The organism is uncultured Marinobacter sp., assembly GCF_947259545.1.
Taxonomy (GTDB): Bacteria; Pseudomonadota; Gammaproteobacteria; order Pseudomonadales; family Oleiphilaceae; genus Marinobacter.
Window position 1 is genome coordinate 327,970 of sequence record NZ_CAMYMK010000011.1, and the last position, 23,889, is coordinate 351,858.

General features: G+C 60.2%; 15 protein-coding genes. 7 read left to right on the forward strand and 8 right to left on the reverse strand.

Going from position 1 to position 23,889, the window contains the following annotated elements:
* Window positions 1-3: 3 nt before the first annotated feature.
* From Q0Y21_RS18275 to Q0Y21_RS18285, 3 genes are all read left to right on the forward strand, one after another.
* Window positions 4-774 (forward strand): MotA/TolQ/ExbB proton channel family protein, encoded by a 771-nt coding sequence (locus Q0Y21_RS18275; RefSeq protein WP_297798451.1) that lies wholly within the window; start codon window positions 4-6, stop codon window positions 772-774.
* A 2-nt stretch (window positions 775-776) separates the two neighbouring features.
* Window positions 777-1,694 carry a flagellar motor protein MotB gene (locus tag Q0Y21_RS18280; protein ID WP_297798453.1) on the forward strand — a complete coding sequence of 306 codons (918 nt, stop codon included), beginning with the start codon at window positions 777-779 and terminating at the stop codon, window positions 1,692-1,694.
* Window positions 1,695-1,902: 208 nt separating this feature from the next.
* Window positions 1,903-3,111, forward strand: a complete 1,209-nt coding sequence (locus tag Q0Y21_RS18285; RefSeq protein WP_297798455.1) for an ammonium transporter — start codon at window positions 1,903-1,905, stop codon at window positions 3,109-3,111.
* A gap of 10 nt (window positions 3,112-3,121) precedes the next feature.
* On the opposite strand, the gene Q0Y21_RS18290 is transcribed toward Q0Y21_RS18285, so the two are convergent.
* The 5 genes from Q0Y21_RS18290 to Q0Y21_RS18310 are packed head-to-tail and all read right to left on the reverse strand — an operon-like array spanning window position 3,122 to window position 11,585.
* Window positions 3,122-4,177 carry a lipocalin-like domain-containing protein gene (locus tag Q0Y21_RS18290; RefSeq protein WP_297798457.1) on the reverse strand — a complete coding sequence of 352 codons (1,056 nt, stop codon included), beginning with the start codon at window positions 4,175-4,177 and terminating at the stop codon, window positions 3,122-3,124.
* A 32-nt stretch (window positions 4,178-4,209) separates the two neighbouring features.
* Window positions 4,210-6,483: an ABC transporter permease gene (locus Q0Y21_RS18295; protein ID WP_297798458.1), complete on the reverse strand. Its 2,274-nt coding sequence runs from the start codon at window positions 6,481-6,483 to the stop codon at window positions 4,210-4,212.
* A gap of 8 nt (window positions 6,484-6,491) precedes the next feature.
* Entirely contained in the window at window positions 6,492-7,166 is a 675-nt protein-coding gene (locus Q0Y21_RS18300; protein ID WP_297798459.1) for an ABC transporter ATP-binding protein, read from the reverse strand.
* Window positions 7,167-7,182: 16 nt separating this feature from the next.
* Window positions 7,183-10,350: an efflux RND transporter permease subunit gene (locus Q0Y21_RS18305; RefSeq protein WP_297798460.1), complete on the reverse strand. Its 3,168-nt coding sequence runs from the start codon at window positions 10,348-10,350 to the stop codon at window positions 7,183-7,185.
* Window positions 10,347-11,585, reverse strand: a complete 1,239-nt coding sequence (locus tag Q0Y21_RS18310) for a biotin/lipoyl-binding protein (RefSeq protein ID WP_297798461.1) — start codon at window positions 11,583-11,585, stop codon at window positions 10,347-10,349. The genes Q0Y21_RS18305 and Q0Y21_RS18310 overlap by 4 nt, the downstream gene beginning before the upstream one ends.
* A 100-nt stretch (window positions 11,586-11,685) precedes the next feature.
* On the opposite strand from Q0Y21_RS18310, the gene Q0Y21_RS18315 reads away from it, so the two are divergent.
* On the forward strand, window positions 11,686-12,135 hold the full coding sequence (locus Q0Y21_RS18315) for a potassium channel family protein (protein WP_297798462.1): 450 nt from the start codon (window positions 11,686-11,688) through the stop codon (window positions 12,133-12,135).
* On the opposite strand, the gene Q0Y21_RS18320 is transcribed toward Q0Y21_RS18315, so the two are convergent.
* The 3 genes from Q0Y21_RS18320 to Q0Y21_RS18330 all read right to left on the reverse strand — a co-directional run bounded on the left by Q0Y21_RS18320 (window position 12,132) and on the right by Q0Y21_RS18330 (window position 18,600).
* A complete protein-coding gene (locus Q0Y21_RS18320; RefSeq protein ID WP_297798463.1) occupies window positions 12,132-15,362 on the reverse strand; it encodes an efflux RND transporter permease subunit in 3,231 nt (1,076 codons plus the stop codon). The two genes, Q0Y21_RS18315 and Q0Y21_RS18320, sit on opposite strands and share 4 nt — an antisense overlap.
* Entirely contained in the window at window positions 15,359-16,411 is a 1,053-nt protein-coding gene (locus Q0Y21_RS18325; protein ID WP_297798464.1) for an efflux RND transporter periplasmic adaptor subunit, read from the reverse strand. Before Q0Y21_RS18325 ends, Q0Y21_RS18320 begins: the two co-directional genes overlap by 4 nt.
* Window positions 16,412-16,590: 179 nt before the next feature.
* Window positions 16,591-18,600 carry a TonB-dependent receptor gene (locus Q0Y21_RS18330; RefSeq protein ID WP_297798465.1) on the reverse strand — a complete coding sequence of 670 codons (2,010 nt, stop codon included), beginning with the start codon at window positions 18,598-18,600 and terminating at the stop codon, window positions 16,591-16,593.
* A gap of 138 nt (window positions 18,601-18,738) precedes the next feature.
* Here Q0Y21_RS18330 and Q0Y21_RS18335 point away from each other — a divergent pair, with 138 nt between their 5' ends.
* From Q0Y21_RS18335 to Q0Y21_RS18345, 3 genes are all read left to right on the forward strand, one after another.
* Complete coding sequence (locus tag Q0Y21_RS18335) at window positions 18,739-19,986, forward strand: ATP-binding protein (protein WP_297798466.1); 1,248 nt, start codon at window positions 18,739-18,741, stop codon at window positions 19,984-19,986.
* A complete protein-coding gene (locus Q0Y21_RS18340; protein ID WP_297798467.1) occupies window positions 19,976-20,509 on the forward strand; it encodes a response regulator in 534 nt (177 codons plus the stop codon). Before Q0Y21_RS18335 ends, Q0Y21_RS18340 begins: the two co-directional genes overlap by 11 nt.
* A gap of 148 nt (window positions 20,510-20,657) precedes the next feature.
* A complete protein-coding gene (locus Q0Y21_RS18345) occupies window positions 20,658-23,810 on the forward strand; it encodes a hypothetical protein (RefSeq protein ID WP_297798468.1) in 3,153 nt (1,050 codons plus the stop codon).
* Window positions 23,811-23,889: the final 79 nt, after the last annotated feature.

Genomic DNA, 23,889 nt, shown 5'->3' on the forward strand with positions numbered 1-23,889 from the left:
ACTGTGGATTTCGCCACTCTTATCGGTCTTGTTGGTGCCATTTTGCTGATCGCCTCCGCAGTGATTCTCGGCGTTTCCCCCTCAGTCTTTATTAACCCGGCCTCCCTGCTGATCGTCGTTGGCGGCACCTTGCTGGTAGTACTCGCAAAATTCAGCTTTGCCCAGTTTTTAGGGGCCTTCAAGGCCGCAGCCAGAGCCTTCAAATTCAAGTTGCCGGAAACCCAGGCCAGCATTGAAGAACTGGTGGACATCAGCAACGTGGCGCGGAAAGAGGGCGTTCTTGGCCTGGAAGGCCGCGAACTAAGCAGCCCCTTTCTGAGCCAGGGCATCCAGATGCTGGTTGACGGCCAGGATGGCGACACCATCAAGCAACTCCTGAGCAAGGAACGCCTGATGACGCTGGACCACAACCGCTCCGGAGCCAAGGTCTTTACCGCCATGGCGGACGTCGCCCCGGCCATGGGCATGATCGGCACCCTGATCGGTCTGGTGCAAATGCTCTCGAATATGGAAGACCCAAAATCCATCGGCCCGGCGATGGCCGTTGCGCTTCTGACCACACTATATGGCGCCATGATCGCAACCATGATCGCCTCCCCCATCGCAGACAAGCTGTCTCTGCGGATGACGGAAGAGGCGCGAATGCAATCCCTGTACATCGACGCCCTCGTTGCCATTAAGGCTGGCACCAATCCACGCATCGTTGAACAGCTGCTCTCCAGCTACCTCCCACCCAAGGAGCGCGAGAAACTGGCCGGGGCAGAGGGCACCTAGTCATGGACGAGTTACCGGAAGAGGAGAAACCGGGCATCCCGGCCTGGGTTGTCACCTTTGCGGACCTCATGTCCCTGTTGATGTGTTTCTTTGTTCTACTGCTCTCTTTCTCGGAAATCGATGCCCAGAAGTTCAAACAGATTGCCGGTGAACTCTCCAAGGCTTTCGGTGTGCAGCGGGAAGTCCCGGTTCTCGAAATTCCCGAAGGTACCAGCCCCATCTTCGACACGTTTTCCCCCGCGCCACCGGAACCAACGGTGGTCAACGAAGTAAAGCAGACCACTACCGATGAACAGCCGGAGCTTCAAACCCTGAACAGCCCTACCGACGTAGCTGTGGAATCGGCCATTCAGGATCAGATGCAGGAGTCCATGGACCAGATTCTACAAGTGTTGGAGCCGGCCATTGCAGACGGACGCATCAATGTCAGCCGGGACCAGCGGCGCATTGTGATCCGGGTGGAAGAGAAAGGTTCTTTCCCGTCAGGGTCTGCCCGACTGACTTACGAATTCGAGGGTCTCTTGCTTGAAATGGCGGAGGTTCTGGCGGATATTCCGGGCAACCTGACCATCGAAGGGCACACTGACAACGTCCCTATCCGAACAGACCGCTTTTACAGCAACTGGGATCTGTCCGCTGCCAGGGCAGCCGCTGTTGCGAACGTGCTGCTGGCCCGGGATTACGTGCAACCTGCGAGGCTGGCGGTGACGGGCCTTGCGGATACTGAGCCGAGAGTACCGAATACCTCATCTGACAACCGCGCCAAAAATCGGCGGGTGGAGATCATCATTGATCTCTCCGAGCCCATGCAGGAGCAGGAAATTCGCCTGCGGGAACTCATTGAATCCGCCTCCGGAGATCAGGAAACAACACTCGGAATCGAGTCTGACACCTCGACGTCGGACCAAATCAACTGGTAATCATCCATATTGGTGCAGCCACCGACAAAACGCACATATTTGGTGCGCGAAAAGTCGCAAGCACTTTGATATACGCACCCAACATTTCCGCAACCCCCTCCCCCTTCTCGAAACGCATTGTTTTGGAACAGCTCTTGCTTATGGTGCACCCCATCAATGCACACAGGCCCGACAGAGGCCGGAAACATAACATCAGGAGAGAAAACCCGTGGACATCACGAGTGCAGTACATACCCTGACCGAAAGCGCCAACACGCTGTTCATACTCATCGGCGCCATTATGGTGCTGGCCATGCACGCCGGCTTTGCCTTTCTGGAAGTGGGCACCGTGCGCCACAAGAACCAGGTCAACGCCCTGGTCAAGATCATGACCGACTTCGGCATCTCTGCCGTCGCCTACTTCTTCATCGGCTACTACATCGCTTACGGCAGCCACTTCATGGCCGGCGCCTCGGAACTGACCGCCGCCAACGGCTACGATCTGGTCAAATTCTTCTTCCTGATGACCTTCGCCGCCGCGATTCCCGCCATCGTCTCCGGAGGCATTGCCGAGCGGGCGAAGTTCTACCCCATGCTGATTGCCTCGGGCCTGATCGTGGCCTTTGTCTATCCGTTTTTTGAGGGGCTGATCTGGAATGGCAACTATGGCTTCCAGGCCTGGCTGGAGACCCAGTTTGGTGCAGGTTTCCATGACTTCGCCGGCTCTGTTGTGGTGCACGCCGTGGGTGGCTGGATCGCCCTGGCCGCCGTCCTGCTGCTTGGCGCCCGGAACGGACGCTACCGCAATGGGCGCGTGGTCGCCTTTGCACCATCCAACATCCCGTTCCTGGCCCTCGGCGCCTGGATTCTGACCGTGGGCTGGTTCGGCTTTAACGTGATGTCCGCACAGACCCTGGACGGCATCAGCGGCCTGGTGGCGGTCAACAGTCTGATGGCCATGGTTGGTGGCGTACTGGTCGCCATGCTGGTCGGTAAAAAGGACCCGGGCTTTATCCATAACGGCCCGCTGGCCGGCCTGGTCGCCGTGTGTGCCGGCTCAGACCTGATGCACCCGGTCGGTGCGCTGGTGACCGGCGGTGTTGCCGGGGCTGTGTTCGTGTACCTGTTCGAATGGGCCCAGGCCAAAATCGAGCGCCTGGACGATGTGCTGGGTGTGTGGCCGCTGCACGGTGTGTGTGGTGTGTGGGGCGCGATCGCCGCCGGCATCTTCGGCCAGGAAGCCCTGGGTGGACTGGGAGGCGTCAGCCTCATGTCCCAGATTGTTGGCTCCATCGCCGGCGTTCTGATTGCCTTCGTGGGCGGCCTGATTGTATACGGTGTAATCAACGCCATTGCCGGGCTTCGCCTGACCCAGGAAGAAGAGTTCAATGGCGCGGACGTGAGCATTCACAAGATCGGCGCCACCTCAATGGACTGACGCCTTCCGGCTAGTACCCGGTCAGTTCCATGTAGCCCTCGCCCTGATGGCTGCCAGTGACGCTGACCGGGCTTTCCCAGTAGGGGAACAAGCCGTCGTTCCAGTAGTGGCCCGGCGGCGCGACCACAGTCAATTCCGCTTGTCGCCCGGGAATGTGAATATGCCACTGTACCGGTACGTTGCCCTCGGCAGTGTCGCGATGCTCTACCACCTCCAGCGTCATCGTATCGGCCCCTAGTGGGATGACCTCCCGTTCCGGCGTCACCCAGGTGCCTGACAGGAAATCCCCACCAGCCTCGCGCAAGCGGAACATCATCAGCTTGTCTCCAGACTCCAGATGCAGAGCAAACCAGTCCCAGCCCTGTTGGCCGGCTTTCAGAAACTGGCTACTCCATTCCCGGTCGAACCAACCCTGCCCTGACACCCCAAAGGTTTCGCCACCGAGTGTCACCTCACCCTCAATAGCCAGATCCACCAGACTGAAGTACATAGAGCCTTCGCCACTGGCAGATTTGGGGCTGAAACCATCGTCGCCATGGGCGACCGGCTCACCCTCAATCTTTACTCGCAGGTCGTATGACCAGCCCTCACCACTGACCTGTAGCCGCCAGCGCCCATCGTCCTCCACCTGCAAATGCCAATCGTCGAGCCAGACCTCAAAGGGCTCGGCCGTCGCGCCCGCCTGCCCGATACCACCCCGGGCCAGTTTTTCGGAAAACCAGTGCTGCCCCTGGAACGATACCGCTGCGTGGGCCATCCAGGCCGCGTCCAGAGGCCAACTGCTAGGATCAGGCTCGGGGCTACCGGGATCGCGCGCTTCCAGGGCCTGGCGGAACTGGGTCCACTGCAGACCAAGCGGTTCCCCCTGCTCGGTGGTGAGAGTGGCAGTCAGGTACCACCATTCGATGCGGTGTCGCGGGTGAGGTCCGAAATCCTCGGGGAACCGCAACCGATCCCCCGGGGCCGGCTGCGCGAAGGCCTCTCCCGCCACTTGCTCACCCAGGCCGGCAAACCCGCCCGACTCCGGGGTCTCCTGGCAGGCCGGCAGGCTAAGAACAAAGGCCATCAAGCCCCATCGAAGCGGTTGAAAACACCACGTCATCGCTCACCTCCACCGGCGACATTGGCCATGGCTGGAGCCGGCACCCCAGCCCCGAGCTGTCGGCGCATCAACACAGAAATCGCAAGGCCAATTACCAGGCACAGCACCAACATTTCCAGCCAGAATCCGGGATACACAGCCATGGGCAGGGACCAGCCAAACGCCAGTGGATTGATGCGACTGACCAGTGCCCACGTCAGCCATACTCCCAGGGGCAACGCCGCCACAGCAACCGCACCGGTCAGGAACATGGCCAGCCACCGCAGCTGGCCCGCCACTTCCCGAGGTGACAGCCCCCAGACAAACAGCAACCGGTAGTACCAGGCCCGGGTGGTGAAGAACACCCACCCCATGATCAGTAGCGACGTTCCCGCCAGCACCAACGTCAGCACCGTAATGGCGCGGGTGATCAGGAAGGTCTGGTCAAACACCCCCGAGGCCAGGGACCGGATACTGCCGTTATCCCGAACCGTCAGTTGATCGGTATTCCAGACAGCCGCCAGGCCCTGCTCGATCTCCGCCATGGCCAATGTACCCGGGTTCAGGGACAGGCTTTGAAAGCGGGTGTTGAAGGTCTCCGGCAGAATCTGTCCGGCAACAAGGATCTCCCCGTCAGGGCGACCATAATCCGCATACACGCCGACCACAGGCAGCGCCAGGGATTGCTCTCCGAGGGTAAAACCGATTGTTTCACCAGGCTGATACCCCTGACGCCGCGCCAGTTGTTCATTCACCATCACACCCTGGCCGGTAGCCAGCTTTTCCCAGGCATCCGGTATGGCATCAAGCAATGTCCAACCCGTGACCAACGGCCCGATCGGAGAGATTGAAAACAAGTCGACTTCTACAGAAGTCGCAGCATCGTCGCCTGCCATTTCCGGCACCACGTGTGTTTTACCGCGCTGAACGAGATGCCAGTCACCCACCCCTGACAGACCTGCAAGGTAACGGACCCCATCCACCGCTGCGGATTGCTCAGGCACTTCCACATAGAATTCGGCCTCCAGACGCTGGCCCAGCCAACGCTCGAAGGTGTCCTCGAACGTCGTCACCAAAGCCTGGATTGCCAGCACCATGGCCACGGCAAACTGCAGCGCCACCACTGGCAGGGCCAGGCGACGGAACAGTACCGCCAACTCCCGCCGTTGCCATAGTGTGATTGCGCCCGCGCCCTCCGCGCCCCATTGCGCGACGTAAGAGAGCACTCGTGGCGTCAGCAACCCCACAGCCACAAACACCAGGGCAATACCCACAAACAGCCAACCAAGAGTGAAGGGCCAGGCAACCATCGCCAGGCCCAGCCCAAGAACCGGCACACCGAACCACACGACCGACGGTCTTCCCGATAGCCAGGGCAACCTCCGCAACAGGCGCTTATCGGCAAAACACGCCAACAACACCACGGTCACCATGACCAGTGCGGGCAGGACAAAGCCACCGCCATCCACGGCGTACAGGGGGGCATCGAACAGGCTTTCCAGAACCTGGCCAAACCCGCCACCGAGTATTTCCGCCAGCAACCGCCCCAGCCAGATTCCGGGGATCACCCAGACTGACGTCAGCGCAACCATCTCAATCAGCAACAGGACCTGAACCCGGGTAGCGGGCACGCCAAAGCGCCTCAGCAACGTAAAACTCTCGCGGCGCTGCACCAACCCCAACTGATATACGCTCCGTACCAGAAGCGCCGTTATCAGCAACACCAGCACCCCGAGGGCATCCAGATTCAACAGGAAGCTCTCTCCCAGCTCACCGGTAGCCGGCCCCATCGAGAAGTCCTTCAGGCGATAGTCAGCAGGAACCGCATCGGCTTCGACATCGACCGGCACCAGAAGAGACAGATCCCCGTTACTGCCCTGACGAACCATCGCCTTCGCCTCAGCGATATCGAGGAAAGGCTCCCCGTTCAGCGCATCTACTCTGGCCTGACCGGGCGCATCGCTCCCGAAACAGGCGCTTGCGAAGGGATCCACACCAATCACACGCCCTTCCGGCGGCGGCCGCTGAACCTCCAGCCAAGGCATGACACACAATCCCTGACGCCGCAGATAGGCGAAATCCTGTACGGACACCGCCTGCCCATCCTCCCGCACCAGCTGTTGCTGGCCGGCTATTGCCTGTTCACTCTGGGCAAGGCTGGCCCTTGCGTGGTCGGTAAGATGGCTGACGCCGGTCCACAACATGGTCGCCAATACGATCATCAACGCCAGCGCCAGCAGTTGCAGCGGATGGCGGCGATAATGGCTGAGCAGAGCAGAGCAGACGGTCATTGGCTGCCTCAGGTTTCGGGCAGATGCCCGAGGTCCAGATGGTGGCTGCACCGGGTAGCGAGTTCGGCGTCGTGAGTGGCGAGGATCAGTCCGCAGCCGTGGCGAGCCTGAAGATCAAAGAGTTGCCCGGTGACGTCTTCAGCAGTATGGCGATCCAGACTGCCGGTGGGCTCATCCGCGAGAATCAGCGCCGGTTTCATGGCAAATACCATGGCCAGGGCAGCGCGCTGGCGCTGGCCGCCGGACACCTGGTCGGGATAGCGGCCGGCAAGTTCGCCGATCCCCAGCCGTTCAAGCCAGTCCCTGCAGTCATCTTCATTCTGCCCCGCGAGCCGGGCGCGCAAGCGGACATTGTCCAGCAACGACAGCGCGGGCATCAGGTTCGCTTCCTGGAACACCACACCGATCTGCTGCCGGCGCAGATTCGCCCAGCGGGCTTCAGTCTGACGATCAGTGCCACCCTCAAAAACCTCATCCAGCACCTGCACGCTGCCGGTGTCCGGCTTCTCCAGCCCACACAGGATATTGAGCAAGGTGCTTTTACCGGAACCGGAACGACCAACCAGCGCCAGTGACTCGCCCCGATCCAGTTGCAGGGAGAGATTACGGAACACCGACACCGGCTGATTGCCGCTGCGGAACTGCTTGTTCAGGTCTCGGGCCGTAAGCAAGGATGCCACCATGGTTTTCCCGTCAGGATTAGTCAGGAGCGCTCAGGGGCTCGGCAGTGGAACCGTGGCGCCGCGCCCGCCATTCCCGGAACTGTTCAAGCCAGGACAGGAGCGCCGGAATGACCACCAATACCAGCAAGGTCGACAGCCCCAGCCCGAAGGCAATGGATGTGGCCATGGGAATCAGGAACTGTGCCTGCAGGGACGTCTCGAACATCAGCGGCAACAGCCCGCCGATGGTGGTGAGTGACGTCAGTATCACCGCCCGCATCCGCTGAACGGCGGCCTCATTGAGCGCGTCGGTAATGCCCAACCCTTTCTGCCGCTGCTGGTTATAGAAAGCTACGAGAATAATGGCGTTATTGACCACAATGCCGGACAAGCCGAACAGACCAAACAGGGACAGTATGGTCAGCTGCAGCCCCATCAGCCAGTGCCCCAGCAATGCGCCCACCAGGGCGAACGGGATAATGGCCATCACAATCAGCGGCAGGCTCCAGGACGCAAACACCCATACCAGCACCACGTACATCAGCCCCAGGCCAATCACGAGCCCCGTTCTCATATCGGCCATGGTTTCCCGCTGATCCGCGGACCGGCCTTCAAAGCTGTAGCGCACATTGTAGCGACCGACGATGTCCGGCAGCGCCTCCGCCTGCAGGCTCTCCAGAATCTGATCCGTGGTGCTGACCCGGGTGTTCAGCCCTGATGTGACCTCAATCGACAGCTTCCCGTCCGCGTGACGCAGGGCCTGGAAACCCTGGCGGTGGTCGAGATTCATCACCTGGGCAAGTGGTACAAAGCGTCCGTCCGGAACCCGCACAGTCATCCTGGACAGCGTGGACAGGCGTTCGCGCTGATCCCGGGGCAACTGCACGCGCACTTCCACCTCATCCCGGCCATCCTGGTATATCTGCGCGATCCGGCCATCGAAAGCAGCCCTGAGTTGCCGGCCAAGATCCGCAGTGGTCAGTCCCAGGGCTTCACCATAGGCGCTGACCTGGTAGATCAGCTGTTCACGTCCCCATGGCATATCGTCCTCAACGTCCAGCACCCCTGGCAGCGTTGAAAGCGCCTGGCCCAGCTCGTCGGCGGCCCGTTTCAGGTTTTCGGCATTGTCGCCGGTCAGGCGGACATTCACGTCCCGGCCCGGCGGCCCCGCCTGACGTTCTGAAATGGTCAGGTTGTCGAGTCCGGCGGGTGTCTCCAGCCGGCGCCGCCACTCGGTGATGAACTCGGGGTTGCGCACCGAGCGGCGATCCGATGGCACCAGCTCCACCATCATGGAGCCCAGCTCGTCGCCACTGCGGGAGCTGCCTTCTGCACCCTGAGTCGCGCCCTCCGTGGTGACGGCGTGAAGAATGAGATCCCCACCCAGGGCCTCTTCGGTCTCATTGAGTGACCTCTGCATCTGGTCTAGAAATTCCTCCACCGTTCCCCGGTCGGTACCGGCAACGAAGCTGGCATTGGCAAAGAAAACCGAGGGCTCTGGTGTCGGAAAGAAGTTAAACCCCAGCCGGCCACCGGCCAGCAGCCCGACGGTCACGATGGCCAGGGCAACCGCGCCGGCAACGGTGGCGCCCCGGTGCTCCAGGCTGTAACGGGAGAATCGACGAAACCGGCCATCCCGGAACTCTTCAAAGCGCCGTTCAAAGCCACGTCGGAAGCGCTCAATCGGGCCAGGCGATTTCGGCCCGGAGGATTCCTTTTCCACTTTTTTCGTCCGGCGGGGAACGAAGGCGTGTCGCAAATGGGCGGGCAGGACGATAAAACATTCCATCAGCGAGGCCACCAGCACACAGATCATCACCAGCGGAATATCACCGAGGATATTGCCGATCACACCGCCGACCACCAGCAGGGGCATGAAAGCCGCGACGGTGGTCAGGGACGACGCCAGTACCGGCCAGACCATCCGTTTCGCTGCGCCCTCGGAGGCGTAAATGGATTCTTCTCCCATACGGGCGTGAGCATCGGCGTCCTCCCCCACCACGATGGCGTCATCAACGATCACCCCCAACGCCATGATCAGGGCAAACAGGGAGATCATGTTAATCGAGCCACCGATCAGCCAGAGGACCGCCATGGCCGCGAGGAACGCGGTCGGGATGCCGACGGCAACCCATAGAGCCACGCGGCCCGGCAGGAACAGGTATAGCAGACAGACCACCAGCACCAGACCACCCAGGCCGTTGGTCACCAGCAGGGAAATACGATCGTTCAGCAGTTGCCAGGTTTCGTCGTAAACCTCCAGTTCGACCGTTGGCGGCAACAACGGCCGGGTATCGGCCAGCCAGGTCTCCAGAACCTTGGCCGCCGCCAGCGAATTGCCGTTTTCCGCCCGCTGCAGCTGAAGCTCCACCGCCGGCTTGCCGTCCTGTTCCAGGGTTAACTGGTTCTCCCGGGCTTCCTGCCGGATGATGGCAATATCGCCCAGATTCAGCTGAATACGCTCTCCGCTGAGCACGGGGAGGTTCTCGAACGCCTGGGGACTTCGTCGCTGCTCCACCGCCCGCAACTCGCGGGTGGCGTCCTGTTGCGCCATCATGCCTGCTGGCAAATCCCTTGATAGGGCCGCAACGCGCTCGGCAATCTGATCCAGTGACAGCCCCAGCGCCTCCAACCGCTCAACGGGCACATCAATACTGATCTGTTGCTCTGGCAGCCCACGAATGGCCACCCGGTCGATGCCCCTTTGCAGGAGTTCATCCTCAAAACGATAGGCCAGCTGCCGCAATTCACTGCGATCCACGTCACCAAAGACCAGCAACCGCGCCACCGGTTCATAACGTTCAACCCGGGTAACCTGGGGCTCCTCCGCCTCAGCGGGCAGGTTGGTGAATTCGTCCACCTGCTGGCGGACGTCGTCCAGGGCCTGAATGGGAGGGGTGCCTTCCTCGAATTCCAGGGTAATGGACGACACTCCCTGCGCGGACGTGGACGTCATCTTTTTCAGACCATCAACACTGCGAAGACGCTGCTCCAGAGGGTTGGTAATACCCTGTTCCACATCTTCGGCGGAAGCGCCACTCCAGACCACGCGAACGCTGACGATATCCAGGGCAAAGGTGGGGAAAAACTGGATATTCATGCGGGTCAGCGCCAGCGCCCCACCCAGTAACATCACCAGCATCACCAGATTGGCAGCAACCCGGTGATGAACAAAAAAGCCGATCACGCCCTTTCTGCGCCTCATTGCTCCGCTGCTCCAGCCTCAGCCACATCCACCTTGAGGCCGGTAACCGCGTTAGGCAGATGTGTGGTGATCAGGTAGGCACCGGAAACAAGGGGCTCTCCGGACACCAGCAGCAGGCGCTCGCCATTGCGGCCCCGGGCTTCACCGATCCGTTCGACCTTCGCCCGTTGCATCCGATTGTCAGGGGTCATCAGGTAAACGCTGTCAGCGCCGTAAAGCGCACTGAATGGCATCGCAACGGTATTATCCCGTGCCGCTCGCTCCAGGGTGACCTGCAGCAGCCCGCCTGGCCGGAGCCCCTGCGGTTCTCCCTCAAGCGCCAGTATGACTTCGGTGCCGGCCGGATCGCTGGTGCCGGCGAACCGGGTCAGCCGGAACCGGTGTTTTCCATCGGCGCTGACAGCCTTCAACGTCTCGCCTCGTTCCAGCGCATCCAGCAGCTCGGCACGAAAGACCTCCGGCACCCGTGCCCGAAGTTCAAGGCCGTCCACAGGATACAGCGACAGCAAGGGCTCATTCCGGCTGACCTGATCACCACGGGCCACCTGAATGCCGGTCACAATACCTTCGAACGGAGCAACCATCCGGGCACGCTCGGCATCCCGACGGGTGCCGTCGAGATTGGCAGTGGCCTGAGCCAGCTTCGCCTCCAGGCTCTGCAGGCGAGCCGGATGTTCATCAATGGCCCGTTGCCGGGTGCTCACAGTCAGCTCTGCCCGGGCGGCGGCATCAGTGGCGGCTTCCAGTGCCTCACGGGAAGCCAGGTTACGGTTTACCAACGATCGTGTACGCTCCAGCTGCCGCCGGGCGTTATCAAGAATAGCCTGCTCATTGGCCAGCGCCGCCCGATCATTCCGGTGGCGTACCTGTTCCGAACGGATCTGCGCTTCCAGGTCCGCCACCTGCGCCTCGGCCCCGGCAAGCGCCGGCTGGATATCAGCGTCATCGAGGGCCACCAGAAGATCGCCCTCGTTCACCCGCTGCCCTTCGGTCACAGGCCGTGCTCCGATTCGGCCGGCCAGCGTCGCCTGGACCGTCAACTGCTCAGGTGCCACCACCTCGCCATACAGGGGCAACACCGGCGTGTGGGTGCCGGGTTCAATCAGCTGCACCTGAACACGCCAGCTACGCTCCGTGGCGCTCACCTCCGCGGGCTCCGGACGGGTCATCTTGAGAAACAGGAAGCCGGCGATACCGACGGCAATAATCAATACAGGAATGAGTCGTTTGGACATTACTTGCTGGCCAGCTAATGTGAATAAAGCCTTTGGGCTGATGGAATCAAACTACTATACAATCAGGACCAACCCCACGATTCCGCGGAGAACGGCACCCTTGGAAGCAACTGAGCACATCGACCTCTTCAATGCGACTCTTATCAACGTATTCATTGTTGTCGTGGTGGTTGTCATCCACAACGAGGTTCTTATCCGTCTCAGCAGCCTGCTCTCGGGGATGCGGCAGAGCTACCACTTCCGTCTGATTGCAGGCGTGCTGGGTATTCTCGCTACCCACACGGTTCAAGTCTGGGTTTTCGCGACCGCCTTCTATGTCATGCACCATGCCGAGCGCTGGGGAGAACTGACCGGCAATTTCAGTGGCAGCCTGCTGGATTGTGTCTACTTCTCGTTCACAACCTTCACCACGCTCGGCTATGGCGATATCGAGGCCCTCGGCATCCTCCGCTTCCTGACAGGGATCGAGTCCCTGACGGGCCTTGTTCTGATCACCTGGAGCGCCTCCTTCCTGTTCGTCGAGATGCAGCGCTACTGGCCCACCCGCTAGACCCACCGGCATCGTGCCAGAGTGTAGTACAGCAAAGGCACGACCAGAACGGTCAGCAACGTGGACATGGCCAGACCAAAAATAAGCGATATCGCCAGGCCGTTGAATATCGGATCGTTCAGGATGAAGTAAGCGCCCACCATCGCCGAGATGGCCGTCAGGGCAATGGGCTTGATGCGAACTGCGCCTGCCAATACCACCGCTTCGTCCAGCTCTACACCCTCCTCGATCAACTGCCGTATAAACACCACCAGCAGGATCGAGTTGCGCACGATGATGCCGGCCAGGGCAATCATGCCGATCATGCTGGTGGCGGTATATTCCCGCCCCAAAAGGGCATGACCGGGCATGATACCGATCAGTGTCAGCGGGATGGGTGCCATAATCACCAGCGGCAGGATATACGATCGGAACTGGGCCACCAGCAGTACAAAAATCATGAATATGCCCACGCTATAGGCCGCACCCATGTCCCGGAAGGTTTCGTAGGTAATCTGCCATTCGCCGTCCCACTTCAGAGTGCCTTTTTCCGGCAGTGGTGGTTGATCGATAAAGTACTGTTCCGGAGCGCCCTCCTGCTGATTCAGGTGCTCTACCATGGCAAACATGCCATACAAAGGGGAATCGGTCTCACCGGCCATATCGGCTGTCACGTAGGTCACCGGAAGAAGATCCTTATGGTAGATAGCCCCCATCCAATCCGCCTCCACAACCTCGGCAATGCTTGCCAACGGGACCAGATTTCCCTCGCGGCTGCGCACATTCAGTGATAACAGTACTGATGGCTGGGCTTTATCCCCTTCGCTCAGAATCACCCGTATCGGCACCGGGTACTTGGCATGATCATCGTGCAGGAAACTGACACCGGTTCCGCCAAGGGCCGTCTGCAGGGCAGCAACGACCTGAGCCTGAGACACGCCAAGCCGTGCCGCGCGGTCCCGGTCCACCACCACTTCCCATTGCCGTGTGGGCGACTCCAGCGTCGTATCAATATCCACCAGGCCGTCCACCTGGGTCATGCCCGCAGCCACTTGCCGGGCCAGTTCCGCCCGGCGGGCCTCATCCACCGCATAGATCTCCGCCACGACGGGTGAAAGCACCGGCGGACCGGGCGGCACCTCGACAATCTTCACGCTGGCACCATACCGCTCACCGATCTCGGTCAGCGGCTCCCTCAGGGACTGGGCAATATCGTGGGATTGCCGCTCCCGGTTTTCCTCGTGAATGAGGTTAACCTGAATATCGCCGTGGTAGGGATCGCCGCGCAAGTAATACTGCCGCACCAGACCGTTAAAGTTGATCGGCGAGGCGGTCCCCGCATAGGTCTGCCAGTTGGTGACTTCCTCTACCGTTTCCAGGTAGCTGCCCATTTCCATCAACACCCGCTGGGTCTGCTCCATGGGTGTGCGCTCCGGCATATCCACCACCACCTGCAGCTCAGACTTGTTGTCGAACGGCAGCATTTTCAGAATCACCGCCTGGAATACAGGCAGGGAGGTGGCCGCCAGGGTCAGCCCCACCACTCCCAGTGCCAGCAAACGGCGTCGCCAGGGATGATCGCCCAGGAACGGACCTAGCACTGTCCGGAAAATTCGCAGGGACACTGGGCTGACGCCATCTGCGGAACTGGAAGCCTCCTCGGCTTCGGCGGCCTGCTCCCCCTTCTTGTGTTTGAGGAGCCTGAAGGCCAGCCAGGGCGCCACCACAAAGGCGACGATCTGGGACAGCACCATACCTGCCGAGGCGTTGATCGGAATGGGACTCATGTAAGGCCCCATAAGACCACTCACGAACGCCATGGGAATCAGCGCCGCCATGATGGTGAGGCTGGCCATAATGGTGGGCGTCCCCACCTCGTCCACAGCGACGGGAATAATGTCCTTTACCGCGTGCCGGGAATTCTGGATACGGCGGTTGATGTTCTCGGTGATCACGATACCGTCATCCACCAGGATGCCGATGGAGAAAATCAGCGCGAACAATGAAACCCGGTTGAGAGTAAAACCCCAGGCCCAGGAAAACACAAGGGTTAACAACAGCGTGATCAGAACAGCCAAACCCACAATCAGGGCCTGGCGCCAGCCCATAGCCGCCAGCACCAGCAGCACCACGCCCAGGGTGGCGGAGATCAGATCCGTGATCAGCTTGCGGGCTTTCTGGGAAGCGGTGACGCCGTAGTCCCGGGTAACCAGCACTTCCACGGACTCCGGCAATGCCCGGTTTCGCAATAGCTCCAGACGCTCTTCTATAGCCGTGGTGATATTGATGGCGTTTTCGCCCGGCTTCTTGGCGATGGCCAGGGTGACCGCCGGGTAAATCTGACCGGGCAGGCCAGCCTTGCCGTCCTCATGGGCCGGTCCGAATCCGGTCATCACACTCTGATCCGCCACGGTGCCACCTCGGCTGACGTCCGCGACATCCTCCAGGTGCACCGCAGCGCCATTGTGCATACCCACCACCAGACGCCGGACATCCTCCACCGTTTCCAGAAGCGTTCCGGCCTGGACCGGTATCGACAGGTTGTCCCGGGTAATACGGGCCTCCTGGCTGCTGGTGTTGGCCGCAGCAAGCGCGTTACGGATATCGTCGATAGTCAGGTTGAAGCCGGCCAGCAACGCCGGATCGAACCGGATATCGACGCGATCCGGAATGCCGCCGGTGGTATAGACATCCCGGGTGCCGGGAACCCGCTTGAGGGCAACTTCCAGCATGTGCGCCAGGCGGGTCAATTCCTCACCGGTATGCCCGTTGACCGGATCGTAGAGGGTCAGTGTCATCACCGGAACATCATCGATGCCCTTGGGTTTGATCACCGGCTGGGTCGCGCCCAGATTAGCCGGCAGCCAGTCCTGGTTGGAATACACCTGGTTGTAGAGCCGGACCAGGGCTTCCTGCCGTGGAATCCCCACCTCAAACTGCACCGTGATCACTGCCTGGCCCTGGCGAGACACCGAATAGACGTGTTCCACGCCCTGGATCTCGCTCATCACCTGTTCGGCAGGCGTCGCAATCGCGCTTTCCACCTCTCGGGTGCTGGCGCCGGGAAACGCCACCATGATGTCGGCCATGGTGACATCAATCTGGGGTTCTTCCTCTTTCGGGGTGACCACCACGGCCAGCACGCCCAGAATGATCGCCAGAATGGCGAGCACGGGCGTGAGGTGATTGTTCTGGAAAACCCGGGCAATGGCCCCGGACGGGCCAACAGGCGGCAGTTCCCGACTCACGGGTTCGACTCCTCACCTGACTTATTGACCGGATTCAGGCGGTCACTGCCCACTAGCTCCGACGGGTTGGTGACCACCCGTTCGCCTTCACTGAGGCCGGCGAGGATCTCAAGCCGGCCATTGTCCCTGACGCCTGTGCGTACCTGCCGCAGCCGGGGCTGGTCCTGATCGTCCAGCACAAACACGGCCCTCAGCTCGCTGCGCTGAATCAGGCTGCTGGCCGGCACCCAGAGAGCCTCGCGGCTGGCAACCGGCACACCGACCTTGACCAGCATGCCGGGGAACAGGGAGCCGTTGGGTTCACTCAGGCGCATCCGCAATCGAAAGGTGTGGGTTTGCGGATCGGCATAGGGATAGAACGTCATCTCCCCGGTTTCCAGCACCCGGCCATCGGCAAGCGTGACCTTTGCCTGACGCTCGGTGCGTGCCAGTTCGGCGTACTTCTGGGGCAGGTCCACCACAATCCGAAGCTGCTCCAGGGAGAGCCCGCTGAGGAGGGGCTGGCCAGGATTTACCGATTCCCCCAGCTCCACGTGGCGCTCAGTGAGGATCCCGCCGTAAGGGGCCACCACACGGGTATAGGACAACTGTTCCCGGGCCTCGGAAACCGCACCTTTGGCTCGCTCCACCCTTGCGCGGGCCGCAGCCAGATTATTCCGGGCCTGATCGAACTCCTGACGGGATACCAGCCCCCGCTCGTGAACCGCTTCGATACGCTCAAACCGCTGCCTCGCATCCGCCAATGCCGCTTCAGCCTCTTCCAGCCCGGCCTGGGCCTGGCGCAAACGGGATCGCTGCTCACTGTCCTCCAACTGGACAATCAGGGCGCCGGCGGCAACGGAGTCGTCGACATCGTAGGGCAGGCTTTGAACCGTGCCGCTGGTCTGGGCAGAGACGGTGCTCTGCTGAACGGCTTCAATGACGCCATCGAGGTGCACGGTCTCCTGAAAGGAACGTCGCTCCACCGTTTCAAATAGGGGTTGCCCGGTTGCCAAGGCAGACAACAGCAGGGGAAAAAGCGAAGCAAAAAGGCGACCGGGAAGACGCATGCCAACCTCTACCATTGGAAGTTATAAGGTTATTCCGCAACTTAACCAAAGTTTAACAGCCCGTCGCTACGCTTACATTGAGCAGGGACAAAAAAAGCCCCAGGTGAAGGAGTTGCTTCCACCCGGGGCAAGATCGTCACCCGCCGACTATGGGAAGCGGGCAACCGCCATACAGAGACTTACCACCTGGCTGTCAGCGCAGCACGCAGGGTCCTGCCAGGCTCATTAACTCTTACGGCTTCCGGATGAAATGGATCAGTGTTGGCCCGGCTAACGTGAGGCGCCCAGGTGTTATCAAACAGGTTATCCACTGCCCAGCTGACACTCAGGTAGTCTGCGAGCGGGTGGCTTCCGGACAGGTTCAGCACACCGTAGCCCGGTGAAGTGCCGGGATCCTGCCCGGATTCCAGATCCACGCGGTCCTGGCGGCGGGCCAGCACCCACTCCAGTTCAAGGGCATGCCCCATATGCTGCCAGGCAAGAGTCTGAATAAACTGCACCGGCGGGATCTGCGGCAGGGGCTTATTATCGTCCCGGTTCTCGCCGCGCACAGATGCCAGACTGCTATCGGCACTCCAGGTGCCGTTGCTCCATCCAAGTTGCCCTTCAACACCCATCAGCCGCGCATCGATATTGCGGTAGATACTGACCTGATCCGCATTCCGGGTGCGCAGGACAAAGTCATCCACCTGATCCACCCACACGGCCGGGCGCCAGTGCCAGCCGTTGCTCCGGCCCGGCATCGCCAGTTCGAGCTTGCGGTGCGCCTCAGGGTTCAGAGCAGGGTTGCCGACCCAGCGGCTTGAAGGGTCCATGTTATTCCAGCTGGCAATGTAGCGTTCAGTCACTCCAGGGCTGCGGACACTATGGCTGCCGGTAACCACCAGCGACTGGACTGGAGAGAATCGCCAGTCGCTGGTGACAAAGCCACTGACATTATCATCGGCAACATCGGTGTTGGTGGTGCCGTAGATCGACTGGTAGGCGTCTGCCGCCGACATGGCCATCATGCCACTGCCGAACACTGTGTCAGCCGCGGCAGCAGACATTTCCACACGATCATAACGCACGCCACCGCCGACCTTTAACGCTGGGGTTACCCGGTAGAAGCGCTCAGCGAAAAGGCCGAAACGGTCGCGATCCACGTCGGGCCAGAGTACGGAGGTCAGCACATCGAGATTCGCTCCGCCAAACCGTTCGGCGTGCCAGTTATTGGTCTCGACATCAGCACCAATGGCCCAGTCGGTTCTGATATCCGGACTCTGATCCAGTGTCAGGCGCAGGCCCCGGGTTTCGGTTTCGGAATCCGTAAGCAGGTTCATCATGGACTCACGGAGGCTGAAGTTATCCATGATGTGATCAACATCAGCCTGCCAGACCAGCAGGTTCCACTCACCGTTGACCACTGGCGCACCAAGTTCCAGACGCAGGATGTCGGAATCGGTTTTTGGTGCGTCCATGCCCGAGCCGGCGTATTTCACATCCCGCTCTTCCTGGCGGCTCACCAACCCCTTGATATAGAAACCGTTGCCCGCTTTCCAGGCGGCATCCATCCGGGCCTCGGCATTCTTGTAAGCGCTGCGGATCTCATTTCCGTCACCATCCTCGTAGTCGTTGGCTTCACTGTAACCTCCCGCCAGCCGAAGCCACGCACTTTCACCGCCAACAGCAGCACTTCCATTGAGCAGTTTGCCGTTACCGTCGTCGGACCCGCCCACTGTCAGGTGGCCGGTGACGCCCTCCCTATCAAACACCGGTGCAGCGGTCGTCGCAATCACCTGACCACCGGCAATCGGTCCCCAGCGCAGAGTCTGATTGTCAGTGCGCACCTCCAATAGCGAGGCCAACGCGGCACTCAGACGGCTGGTGGGAGGGTCCATGCGATTAGGGCAGGCCCCTTCAACCCGGATACCATCCAACAGCACATCCACACGCTCCTGACTCTGGCCACGAACCACTGGCTCCAGTCCCCGGCCACCCATGCGGGAAAGTGATACTGAAGGGTTGGTGGACAGGCGCTCGACGGGCTCTGACGCCAGCGTTCGGGCAGCCTCCTCAGACCACTGGCCTTCGGTGATGCGAATCAACGAAAGCGGCTCGTCAACACTCTGTGCCCACACCGTCAATGGGGTAGCAACAATGCCTGCTGCACAAATGGCAAAAACACGGGGTCCAATTCTCGCAGTCATCCAACCTTTACCCTGACCAGCCCTAAGAGAGGTCACCATCATAAAGACCACTCAACCCCGGCGCCTGAGACCAAATGCCGCATCTCTCTGGAGGTATTCCCGCAGTACCTCCACTGAAAACCCGCTAGAATGCCGACTATGGAATGGCTGACCCACTCACAAACCGGATTTCAACAGGCCGCCCGTTATCTTCTGGGCATGCGGCTGACTATTGTTGCCATTCAGCTGGTTGCCATCGCAGTGGCCGAAACCATAGTCACGCTCTCGCACCGTGGCGAAGCCGTTATCCTGTGCCTGGTTTATGCCGTTATGGCGACACTCGGCTGGCTGTGGCTTACCCGACGACCGCCGGCATTTCCCGGCCCCGTGAGCATTTCCCTCGCCGGCGATCTGCTGCTGATCGGCGGCTGGCTCTATCTGACCGGCGGCTACACCAACCCGCTCACATCGTTGCTGCTGCTCCCCATCGCCGTCGCCATCATTCTAGTTCCGCTGCGCCAGAGCATCGCTCTCACTCTGTGTGGCATTCTGGTTTACACCTCACTGGTTCTCTGGCCCATGCACGGGTTACACGACCACGCAGAAAGCAATCTGGCGCAGCTTCATTTGGTCGGCATGTGGGTCACGTTTGCCGTGACCGCGGGCATTTTGCTGCTGGTGGTTGGCAACCTTGCCCGACGTCTACACCGGCAACAGTCCACACTGGCTGAGGTTCGCGAACGCCGGTTGCGGGATGAACAGATTATTGCTCTGGGGCTGTCCGCCGCTTCTGTTGCACACCGGCTGGGCACGCCCTTCAACACAATGAGCCTGCTAATCGAAGAGCTGAAACAGTCCAATGATCCTGTGGCCCGGCAGCAGGACCTGGAGATGATGGAACAACAACTGGGTTTGTGTGCCGACCACCTTAAGCAGTTGTCTGCGGCTGCCGGCCAGGCTCGTGCGGAGCAGCGGCAGATCTTGACGGTCAGCGACTGGCTCAATCGCCTGAGGGAGTCGGCCACGCTGCTCTGGCCTGCCTCATCTATTCAGTGGCAGCTGCCTTGGCCCGAGGGCCGTGTCACCGTGGATGCTACGCTGGATCAGGCGGTTCTTAACCTGCTTGCCAACGCCCTGACTGCCAGTCCGTCATGGGTATCGTTCAGCGCCCGCGCCGCCGGTCAGCAAATGTTGGAAATCGTGGTGGAAGATCGCGGCGGCGGGTTCGAGAATGCCCTGCATCCCAGGCCTGGCAGCGACGTTGCGGTATCTCCTAACGGCCTGGGGGTTGGTCTTTTTCTATCCAATGCCACCATTCAGCGCCTTGGTGGCCAGCTGCGCGCCCACGCCTCGGATAAGGGCACCACCATGATCATCTCTTTGCCGGAGGTGAGGGATGACAACTAAAACGCAGTGGCTGCTGATTGACGATGACGAGGCCTTCCTGACTATCCTGCAGCGTTCGCTGGCCCGTCATGGAATCGATAGCGGTGTCGCCAACAATAGTGCCGAGGCACTGGCGAAGCTGCAGGAAGATCAACCCCAACGATGCGTGCTCGACCTGAATCTCGCCGGTGAAAGCGGGCTACAGTTATTACCTGTCCTGCTTTCCGAGAATCCGGATCTGGAGGTTCTGATTCTGACCGGGTATGGAAGCATTGCCACCGCCGTAGACGCCATGAGACGGGGAGCCGTCAATTACCTGTGCAAACCGGTAACAGCCAACCAGCTGATCACTGCATTCGACAACCCCGACCACACGCCTGATTTGCGCCCGGCACCACCCACGGTTGAGGAGATGGAGTGGGAACATATTCAGCGGGTTTTGAATGAACACGATGGTAACGTGTCGGCAACCGCACGGGCGCTGAATATGCACCGGCGAACGCTGCAGCGAAAACTGCAAAAACACTCCCGTTGGCGCAACTAGCCTTGCCGACCTGACATACAGCCAAGCGCGACACACGACAAAAATATCATTGACTTTTTTTTGGAACCTTTCCTTTCAAACAGTCGTTTAGTCTAGCAAGGGTCGACACACCCTCACGACAATAACAATCGGAAAGGTACAGACAGACATGGTCAATATTAAAAAAACATCGCTCCTGGCGGTTGTTGCAGGAAGTACCGCGCTTGCGGGATGCCTCGACAGTGGCGGCCAGACCAATAAAAACGCCAATCCGATCTACGAGATCGACAACCCGAATCACCCTAGCGACGGCACCAAACCCATTTTCCGGCCGCTGGACACCGCATTCCCGCTGCCCAGTGATCCACTGTTTTTCCTGAACCCGGAAAACGACGGTACCATGTTGAACGGTACCGATCCCGCGAACCCGGTTACTACCGGTCTTGGCTTTGTCGATGGCAACTCCATCCTCGCGCCATTCGACGTTAAAATCAGTGACAGCCTGGATCCGAACCAGACACTGGACGCCCGCGCCTTTGTTGAAATAGACGGCGAAGTGGTTCCAAATCCGGACCAGAACGTGTTCGTGCTGGAACTCGAGTACCCCACAGGCGACAGCGTCTTCCAACAACAGCGTGAAGTGGGTGGCGTTGTCGACGCCGAGAAGTATCGCCACGCCAAACGCCTGGAGGAACAGGGTGATACGGCAGGCGCCGATGCGCTCTACCAGGAACTGCTGGAGCAGCGCTTCCGCATCGAGATTATTACCGTTGACGCAAACGGCCCAGCCGGTGCCGCGGGCGGTTCAGCCAACAACGCTATCCGCATCCTGCCGATTAAACCTCTGAATCCGAAAACCAAGTACGCCGTGGTTCTGAGTAACGACATCGTGGACAAGGATGGCGAGCCGCTGGTACAGGAGCTGCGTTTCGAAACCGCCTCCAACCCGGAGTATGTTCTCAGCAACCCGGCCCTGCAGCCATTCCGGGATTCCCTGCTGCCGGCGCGGGCTTTCGGCTCAGACTTTTTTGACTTCAAACGCGAGGCCCTCACTGACCTGGGTCGGAGTGCCGCCGGCATTCCCACGTTTGATGACGTCACGTTCGCCATCAGCTTCACCACCACAGCAGTGGAAGACGTGCTCCTGGCCAATGCCGCACCAGCCGCCTGGTTCCGCAACCACCTGCTCATTGATCGCAAGCAGACCGTCCTGAACGCTCTGATTGCCGGAGACTTCAACCTCTCCGACCAGCCGATTGGTGATGCATCCAGCGAAGACCAGCAGATTAACTCGCGCATCTTCGAGTTGCTGACCGACGAATCCTACCGCCTGTATGACGCAGGTCTCGCCGGCATACTGACTGAGGCCAACGCAAACGGCATGGCTGTTGCGTATGGCGATCTGGTGGCCTCCGAGGACGATGACCGCAGGCTGGCGTTTATTCTGCAGGATACTGCGACCCAGGCTGTGGAAGATGTGGTTGATGTTTCCGCCCAGGCAGATCAACTGGCCGCTGATGCATCGAGCATACTGGACATTCCGGCGGCCTATGATCCGGCGTCCGGCGAGCCTTCCCCGGTGCGGTTTTTCAGCCAGAAGGACGGTGTCGAAGTTAACCCCGCGCTGCAACAAACTGCAGTTGACCTCGGGATAACAGAGCTTAATGTAAACGTACAGATCTACGAGGGCGAAATTTCACTGCCGTATTACCAGCAATTGCCGGACGGCACTGATGGCAGTCCGCTGCAGAGCGGCTCCTGGCTCCCGGCGGATTTCAGCGCAAATCCGGATCTGCCCCAGGCCAAATCCGACCGGGTAAGTTACCGCTTCCCGTTCATCCAGAAACAGGCCGACACCAAAATCCCCATTATCGTCGGTACGCCAGACGAGGATTTTGGCCCTCCCCCTCAGGATGAGGGATACCCTGTCATCATCTATCAGCACGCTGCCACTCAGGATCGTTCCGCGACCCTGCCCATGGCGACTGCGGCGGCACTACTCTGCCTCGCCGATAGTGAAACACCTACAAACAGCAATAACTGCTTCATCACTGTGGGCATCGACATGCCCCTGAACGGTGTATTCGGCGAAGCTGCCACCAGCGCGCGGGACGAAAATGATCCTGAAACCACCCCCGGCATGGTGGAAATTTCCCAGCAGCCAGGCGCCTCCGATGATGCCACCGAAAGGCACTTTGGTTTCACCGCCAATGACGACATGGAGGCGGTGACCAGAGATCAGGTGGAGGCCCCGGAATCCGGCAGCCTGTTCCTGAACTTCACCAACTACGCCAACACCCGGGACAACATGCGCCAGGGCGCACTGGACCTGTTGAACATCAACGCCTTGCTCCCGGCCATTGAAGACGCTATCAACCAGTGTCAGACCAATGGTGACTGCGCTAACGGCATTGAAATGAACACCGACCGGGTATACTTCATCAGCCATTCCCTGAGTGGCATGGGCGGTGTGCCTTATCCGGTCATCAACAACCTGGCCGCACAGGATAACCCGGATCTGAACCCGATCCTGGCATCCGTGATGTTCAACACCGGTGGTCAGTTCTCCCGTCTGGCGGAGAATTCCCGCGAGACCATTACCCCAGCGCTCCTGCCAGGGCTTGACGCTGCTTCTGACGGCCTGCTTGCCCAAGGCCGGACCGAACTGAACATTTATTTCAATGTGTTCCAGGCTCTGCTGGATTCCACTGACCCGGTGGCTTTCGCACCGCTGTTTGAGGAAAGCGGCAATGAAGCCACGCTGCTGACCTCCATCGTCGGAATCGAAGGTGATGCTGATCGTCCATCCGACGGCACCATCCCCAACGCAGCTGACGACCAACTGTACGACCAGGGACCGCTGCAACTGGTCACGGATACCGGCTTTGAGATCAACAGCCTGCCTGCGCCTCTGGCTGGCACCGACCCCATGGCCCGTTTCATGGGTGCAGTCAGCATTGATAACGGCGACGGCACCGATGACGGCACCCGTCCTGTGATCACCCGCTACCTCGAAGGCTCACACGGTAACCCGATCTCCGCCGGCCAGAAGGGGGTTGACCCGTTCAGCTCCAGTGCAGTGTTTGACGAAATGGCCGCGCAAATGGTGGCGCTGTTCCGCAGCCGTATTGATGCAAACACCGCATTCATTGTGGATGTGACTAACCCCTGCGTGGTCAAAGACGTTGGCAATCGTCCCGGCGATCCCGAGTGCGACGGCGCCACTGACGGTGGTGCCGCGCCTGACAGCGGCGACGGATCCGGTGGTGGCGACGGCGGCGGTGGCGGCCTCCTTGATGGTGGCCTCGGAGGCCTGCTGTAACCGGTCACACCGCAACGTCTACTCCGGGACCCGCAAGACAGTTATTGCGGGTCCCCAAGAACAAAAGAATTGGAGCAGT

What these genes read in the sequence shown, in the direction of transcription:
- Q0Y21_RS18280 (WP_297798453.1), top strand. Translation starts at nt 777, where the DNA reads ATGGACGAGTTACCGGAAGAGGAGAAACCGGGCATCCCGGCCTGGGTT.
- Q0Y21_RS18290 (WP_297798457.1), bottom strand. Translation starts at nt 4,177, where the DNA reads ATGGCCTTTGTTCTTAGCCTGCCGGCCTGCCAGGAGACCCCGGAGTCG.
- Q0Y21_RS18295 (WP_297798458.1), bottom strand. Translation starts at nt 6,483, where the DNA reads ATGACCGTCTGCTCTGCTCTGCTCAGCCATTATCGCCGCCATCCGCTG.
- Q0Y21_RS18300 (WP_297798459.1), bottom strand. Translation starts at nt 7,166, where the DNA reads ATGGTGGCATCCTTGCTTACGGCCCGAGACCTGAACAAGCAGTTCCGC.
- Q0Y21_RS18305 (WP_297798460.1), bottom strand. Translation starts at nt 10,350, where the DNA reads ATGAGGCGCAGAAAGGGCGTGATCGGCTTTTTTGTTCATCACCGGGTT.
- Q0Y21_RS18310 (WP_297798461.1), bottom strand. Translation starts at nt 11,585, where the DNA reads ATGTCCAAACGACTCATTCCTGTATTGATTATTGCCGTCGGTATCGCC.
- Q0Y21_RS18325 (WP_297798464.1), bottom strand. Translation starts at nt 16,411, where the DNA reads ATGCGTCTTCCCGGTCGCCTTTTTGCTTCGCTTTTTCCCCTGCTGTTG.
- Q0Y21_RS18330 (WP_297798465.1), bottom strand. Translation starts at nt 18,600, where the DNA reads ATGACTGCGAGAATTGGACCCCGTGTTTTTGCCATTTGTGCAGCAGGC.
- Q0Y21_RS18335 (WP_297798466.1), top strand. Translation starts at nt 18,739, where the DNA reads ATGGAATGGCTGACCCACTCACAAACCGGATTTCAACAGGCCGCCCGT.
- Q0Y21_RS18340 (WP_297798467.1), top strand. Translation starts at nt 19,976, where the DNA reads ATGACAACTAAAACGCAGTGGCTGCTGATTGACGATGACGAGGCCTTC.
- Q0Y21_RS18345 (WP_297798468.1), top strand. Translation starts at nt 20,658, where the DNA reads ATGGTCAATATTAAAAAAACATCGCTCCTGGCGGTTGTTGCAGGAAGT.